Annotated in this window: 8 protein-coding genes; 4 read left to right on the forward strand and 4 right to left on the reverse strand. The window is 51.3% G+C overall.

From position 1 onward, the window contains the following. From VE954_RS24230 to VE954_RS24245, 4 genes are all read left to right on the forward strand, one after another. The coding region (locus VE954_RS24230; protein WP_324957659.1) for a TIGR04283 family arsenosugar biosynthesis glycosyltransferase at positions 1 to 591 on the forward strand (591 nt) is incomplete at its 5' end. Beyond that, positions 588 to 1,187 carry a TIGR04282 family arsenosugar biosynthesis glycosyltransferase gene (locus tag VE954_RS24235; RefSeq protein ID WP_324957661.1) on the forward strand — a complete coding sequence of 200 codons (600 nt, stop codon included), beginning with the start codon at positions 588 to 590 and terminating at the stop codon, positions 1,185 to 1,187. The genes VE954_RS24230 and VE954_RS24235, both read left to right, overlap by 4 nt. 155 nt (positions 1,188 to 1,342) lie before the next feature. Beyond that, the gene (locus VE954_RS24240) at positions 1,343 to 1,669 is read left to right on the forward strand and encodes a hypothetical protein (protein ID WP_324957663.1); all 327 of its coding nucleotides are present in this window, start codon (positions 1,343 to 1,345) and stop codon (positions 1,667 to 1,669) included. Between the two features lie 179 nt (positions 1,670 to 1,848). After that, positions 1,849 to 2,190: a hypothetical protein gene (locus VE954_RS24245; RefSeq protein ID WP_324957665.1), complete on the forward strand. Its 342-nt coding sequence runs from the start codon at positions 1,849 to 1,851 to the stop codon at positions 2,188 to 2,190. A gap of 188 nt (positions 2,191 to 2,378) precedes the next feature. Here VE954_RS24245 and VE954_RS24250 read toward each other — a convergent pair whose 3' ends face one another. The 4 genes from VE954_RS24250 to VE954_RS24265 all read right to left on the reverse strand — a co-directional run. Beyond that, positions 2,379 to 2,714 (reverse strand): arsenosugar biosynthesis-associated peroxidase-like protein, encoded by a 336-nt coding sequence (locus VE954_RS24250; protein ID WP_218110208.1) that lies wholly within the window; start codon positions 2,712 to 2,714, stop codon positions 2,379 to 2,381. A gap of 14 nt (positions 2,715 to 2,728) precedes the next feature. Further along, the gene (arsS, locus tag VE954_RS24255; RefSeq protein ID WP_324957668.1) at positions 2,729 to 3,751 is read right to left on the reverse strand and encodes an arsenosugar biosynthesis radical SAM (seleno)protein ArsS; all 1,023 of its coding nucleotides are present in this window, start codon (positions 3,749 to 3,751) and stop codon (positions 2,729 to 2,731) included. Between the two features lie 29 nt (positions 3,752 to 3,780). Then, positions 3,781 to 4,431, reverse strand: coding sequence for a hypothetical protein (locus VE954_RS24260; protein WP_324957670.1), 651 nt, complete (start codon positions 4,429 to 4,431; stop codon positions 3,781 to 3,783). Between the two features lie 8 nt (positions 4,432 to 4,439). Further along, positions 4,440 to 5,145: hypothetical protein (locus VE954_RS24265; RefSeq protein ID WP_324957672.1), on the reverse strand; the 706-nt coding region annotated here is incomplete at its 5' end.

Below are 5,145 nucleotides of genomic sequence, written 5' to 3' on the forward strand. Positions count from 1 at the left end.
AGTGGGGCCGAGGTTTTGGTTGTGGATGGAGGCAGCACGGATGGTTCCATGGAACGCGTGCAGCAGGCTGGTTTTAAAGTCCTATCATCCGCGCGTGGACGCGCCCGTCAGATGAATGCTGGAGCGCAGATAGCCCAAGGCGATATTATGCTCTTTTTGCACGCTGATACCCAGCCGCCCCCGCAAAGCCTGACGGCCATGGGACAGGGTCTGATGCTGTCCCAACTTGTATGGGGGCGATTTGATGTTCAGATCGAAGGTCGAGCCTGGATGTTCCCAATCATTGGGTTCTTGATCAACCTGCGGTCCCGCCTGTCAGGCATCGCGACCGGGGACCAAGGGATCTTTGTGAGACGTGAGGCCTTCCTTCAGATTGGTGGCTTTCCTGATCAACCTCTGATGGAAGACGTCGAAATTTCCAAACGCCTTTTGTCTCTCTCACGACCGCTCTGCCTGAAGCAGAAGATGCGAACCTGCGGTCGACGCTGGGAAACCCGCGGCGTGTGGCGCACCATTTTCCTGATGTGGCGTCTGCGCTGCGCCTACTGGCGTGGCGCATCGGCTCAGGATTTGATCAAGGCGTGGCGATGAGTAAAACTCGTATCATTATTTTTGCGAAAGCTCCCGTACCCGGGTTTGCCAAGACTCGTTTGATTCCCGCTTTAGGCGCCGAAGGCGCTGCTGAGCTGGCTCGTCGTATGCTGCTGTTAGCCATGGAGCAGGCTCTCCAGTCCGGCGCCACCGACGTCGAACTTTGTGCGACGCCGTCCATTCAGGACCCGAGTTGGGATGGTCTACACCTGACGTATCCTATTAAGTTTACCGAACAAGGAACGGGTGACCTGGGTGAACGTCTGGCTCGAGCCGCTTCCAGGGCTTGTGCGGCAGGAGCACATGTTCTGCTGATTGGAACGGATTGCCCAGATCTGAATGCGCGCACGTTGCAACAAGCAATAGCAGCCCTGGACAGAAACGAAAGCGTTATGATTCCAACCTTTGATGGCGGGTATGCACTGCTTGGATTCAAAAGTTTTGACCCGTCGTTATTTGAGAATATTCACTGGAGCACGTCATCAGTAGCCTGTGAAACCCAGGCGCGTATCAAGGCTCTGGCTTGGACGCTTGAGCTATTACCGATGCTCCATGATATCGATGAACCCGATGACCTGCAGTGGTTGAGGCTATAAGAATTACTTGCCCAACCCAAACGTCTGAGGATTTCTTTGAAAAATCAAAAATAGATAAATGTATCAGCTAGTTATAATTATCTCGTTTGGGCATTACCCTTTGAGAATCATTGAATCTGATGATACATATGGTCGCAAGTAATTTGGGAGCTGTTTTGAAAAAGGTAATAGTTTTTTGCGTCGCTCTCGTTGGACTCCTTTTTTTGGGCCTGAAAATATTTGATCCATTGTCTACAGATCATCATGAGGAAGAAATTCTGCTCGGCGCAGTGCCGCTTCTCAATGGTCATGCTGATGGGCTCTTTATCTTCATCAAGGTCAAGGGAAAATGGACTGAAGAGGAGCTCGCAAGGATGCTCGATCCGTGGGGACAACAGATCCGGGCCGAATACCAGGACAAAGTCCTGACCCTGACAAGCTCTGGTCCCGATATGAAATTTGAAACCAAAGACGATATTAAAGTTGAAAGGACTATTGAATGACATTCCGCTCACAGATTGCTCTTGTCTCGTTGCTATCATATAGCCAGCAAGCAATCTAGGAGTTGTCTTGAAAAAGCACTTGGTTCAGGGTGATGTGCTGAAGCTTACCAGTTCTGGTCCATTAGAGATTGGATGGGATCGATTGCACATAAGGCCGACACATTTTTGGAGGGATTGTCTTGAAGAAGCCTATAAATATCGTGGTCACATTGCTAGTTGGTGGTTTGCTTCTTTGGCTGGTCATCTCATTCATCCCGTGGACTTTTATCGCTGAGGATAATAGTAAAGTTTCTAACGCTCGAATACTTCTTCGAAATCAAGCAGCCGCTATCAGTCAAGTCTACAGGACTGATAAACGGCTCGCTTCAAGTCCAGAATATTTACTTGACTACATGGATCCGTGGAACCATGCGCCTAAGATCAATTTCACCCAGGACAACGTTCAAATCGTGAGTGCGGGTCCTGATGGTATATTTGAAACACGAGATGACATAACGGTTGAAGAAAGGATTCTACCTTGAAGCGTTTTGTTTCTATCACAGCTATTCTAATGATTTCGGCCTGCGGAACCGAATCCCAGCTAACAGAAACACTCCATGGTTAACAAAACCATAAAAGCAAGTTCGTCAGTCGCCCTGCGCATCCAATGCACAGGGTGAGGTCCGGAAGTCATTATCCTTTCAGGAGACTCCCTACTCCAATCATCCGCCTACATAGCCCCTTTTTGCCGCAACGCATTATGCATCTGAACCCCATGCACCAGATTAATCCCGGCTTCCATCGCAGCACCGACATGAATGGCTTCGGTCATCTGCTCGGGATTGGAACCAGCTTCCAGACAGGCGGTGGTATAGGCATCGATACAGTAAGGACATTGCTTCACATGCGACACAGCCAGAGCAATCAAAGCTTTTTCCCGTTTGGTCAACGCCCCATCCTGCCCCACCACGGCATTGTAGTAGGCGAAAAATTTGTCCATCAACTCACCACGGAATTTTCCCACTTCAGCAAATTTCGACAGATCCTTGGATTCATAATAATTCATGCATAGTCCTCGGTTTAAGCTGTTGTTCCACCACAGGATGATCCTGCTCCGGCCGTGCATCCAAAACAGTGATCGGCCACGGCTATGGTTCGCTGAGCCAGTTGAGTTCGATGAAATGTGAAAATATCCTGCCTTTGATCATTCACAAGCAAAGGCATCTTCAGCATCTGGTTGAAGTCGCAGTCATAGAGAGCACCATCATACGCGACCGAAATCAAATTTCGGCACATGATGCCCGCAGCAGCCTGTGGATTGAACGAGGCCACCAGCTTTTCCATATACTCTTCATACGATCCCATGCGGATCAACTGCACCTTGAATCGATGAATGGGCATATTCGTGATGGCAAAGAGATGATTGAACTGCACCTGGAAGAGGGCCTGCAATTCCCGATGATAATCGCGTTCCAGGTCAGCCTGGGGCGCTGGCAGGAACGATCCGACCGGATTATACACGAGGTTGAACATCAAACCGGTTCCGGGCACACCAAAACCACGAGCATTCAAGCGACGCATGGCTTCGATGCTTTTCTTAAACACTCCATCCCCGCGCTGTTTATCGGTAAAAAATTCCTGATAATAAGGCAGGGAAGAAACCACCTCGACCTGCTGTTCGGCAAAAAAATCCGCGAGGTATTCCATGGACTCTTTGGTCAAAGGATGCGGATCCAGCATAACCGTCAGGTTGTGGCGAACCCAAACTTTCCGGCCCAGGGCCCGGCCCTGGCGGACGAGTTCCATAAAACGCGGATGCAGTTCAGGTGCGCCGCCGGTGATATCCAGCGTCTGCAGCTCGGGATTGTCCTTTAAAACTTTAAGGACCTGATCGATAACCGCATCGTTCATCATCTCCCGCCGACGGGGAGACGCATCCACATGGCAGTGAACGCAGGCCTGATTGCAGAGTTTGGTGATATTGATCTGAAGAGTGTCAATAGTGCCAGGCTTGAGATCCAGCCCGGCGCGTGACACGTGATCGGTGAATTGAAAATGCTGATCGCGTAAAGACGCGGGCGGCATGGGCGTTTTGAGTTCCATGACAGAATCCTTGTTGGTTCGGGAAAAACCTAGGGATCCGATCGAAGTTCCAGACTGGAGATCACCACGTCATAGTTTGATTGTGTATCATCACCATCAACAGATATCCAAAGTGCCACCGCCGGCAGAGCTTCTTTCAAGCGAAATTCATACTGAAAGGGCCCGGTTTTGGAGACATGCGCGATGAATTCCTCCCGAATAAGCTCCGATGCAGGATGAACCCGGGCCGAGTTTACCTGAGCTGGATTCTGGGTGATATTAAAAAAATGAACGCCCTCCAAACCCAGGCCCGCTGGCATCTTCTGGTAGAGGTTCTTCACCCAGGTCGGCGCCAAAAGCTTCTGCCAGCCGGAAAGTTGCTTCGATCCGGGAACAATGAGGCCCAAACGCAAGGCATAGTCATCCGCACCCTTTTCACCCTGACGACGGCCCTCAGGAATCTGCGGCAGCCCATGAAACTCACCGGTGATTTTGAATCCGGTGATTTTGCCAGACTGGGATAAAGGGATCATGAGAGGGCTGGCGGATTTTCGCACCTTGATGCGGATGCCCTCGCCTGAAAAACCCACATCATTGACGGGAATACGCGAATAGGTTTCCAAAGCCCACTGATCTTTCACTTGCGTGGGCAGAGCCAGCACAGCCAGAAACAGCGTGGAGCGGGGCCCGATCCTGTTCATAAATCCCCCTAAAAATCAGCATAGAAATGGATGATGCCCAGCGTGTCACTGGCGGTTCGGGCCAAGGTTTCCTTGCGCCGCCAGACCTCGAGCTGAAGCCAGGGAATGGGATGCAGGTCGATGAAAAGGTTTTCCCGCTTGCCCCGGATGCCCATGGTATCGAGCTCCTCTTTGATCACGCCCAATGTTAAGCCACGCAAGCCCTGATAAGCCAGTGTATATTCGCCGATGCTCGACGACGGATGCAGATAAAGTGGGACATCGGAGGCATCAGTCCCAATGGTCTGCACATGACGCCAGTTGCGTTCACCATAGAGCGTGAAATCAAAAATCGTGGCGCCCCCACCGAAGGCGGTCATATCAATCTTATGAAAATCCGATTGGGTGGACCAGCCACTGGTATTCACATGCCAGCCGAAACTCACACCCCTCATGCCGGCATGATAACTTGTGCCTTTCTGTCGAGCGGCCGCATCCACATAAGGATCACCCAGCATCTGCGAGACACGAAAGAAGGGCACATTGGGTGTGCCGCCGACTTCGTAGGCATCCGTGGTGGCGAACTGATCCAAACCCAAACGCTCGCGAATCCAAAGGGTATGATTGGGCCGCTTGAGTCCGTACATCGGCGTGCCCCGATAAGCCCGCACATAGGCGTTCAGCGGCAGGTTATCCACCATCGCTGCATAGCGTTCACGAAAACGGCGGGATCCC

This window comes from Oligoflexus sp., from assembly GCF_035638955.1.
Classification (GTDB): Bacteria; Bdellovibrionota_B; Oligoflexia; order Oligoflexales; family Oligoflexaceae; genus Oligoflexus.

Coding starts and splice junctions, on each gene's coding strand:
- VE954_RS24260 (WP_324957670.1), bottom strand. CDS start 4,431: ATGAACAGGATCGGGCCCCGCTCCACGCTGTTTCTGGCTGTGCTGGCT.
- VE954_RS24250 (WP_218110208.1), bottom strand. CDS start 2,714: ATGAATTATTATGAATCCAAGGATCTGTCGAAATTTGCTGAAGTGGGA.
- VE954_RS24235 (WP_324957661.1), top strand. CDS start 588: ATGAGTAAAACTCGTATCATTATTTTTGCGAAAGCTCCCGTACCCGGG.
- arsS (WP_324957668.1), bottom strand. CDS start 3,751: ATGGAACTCAAAACGCCCATGCCGCCCGCGTCTTTACGCGATCAGCAT.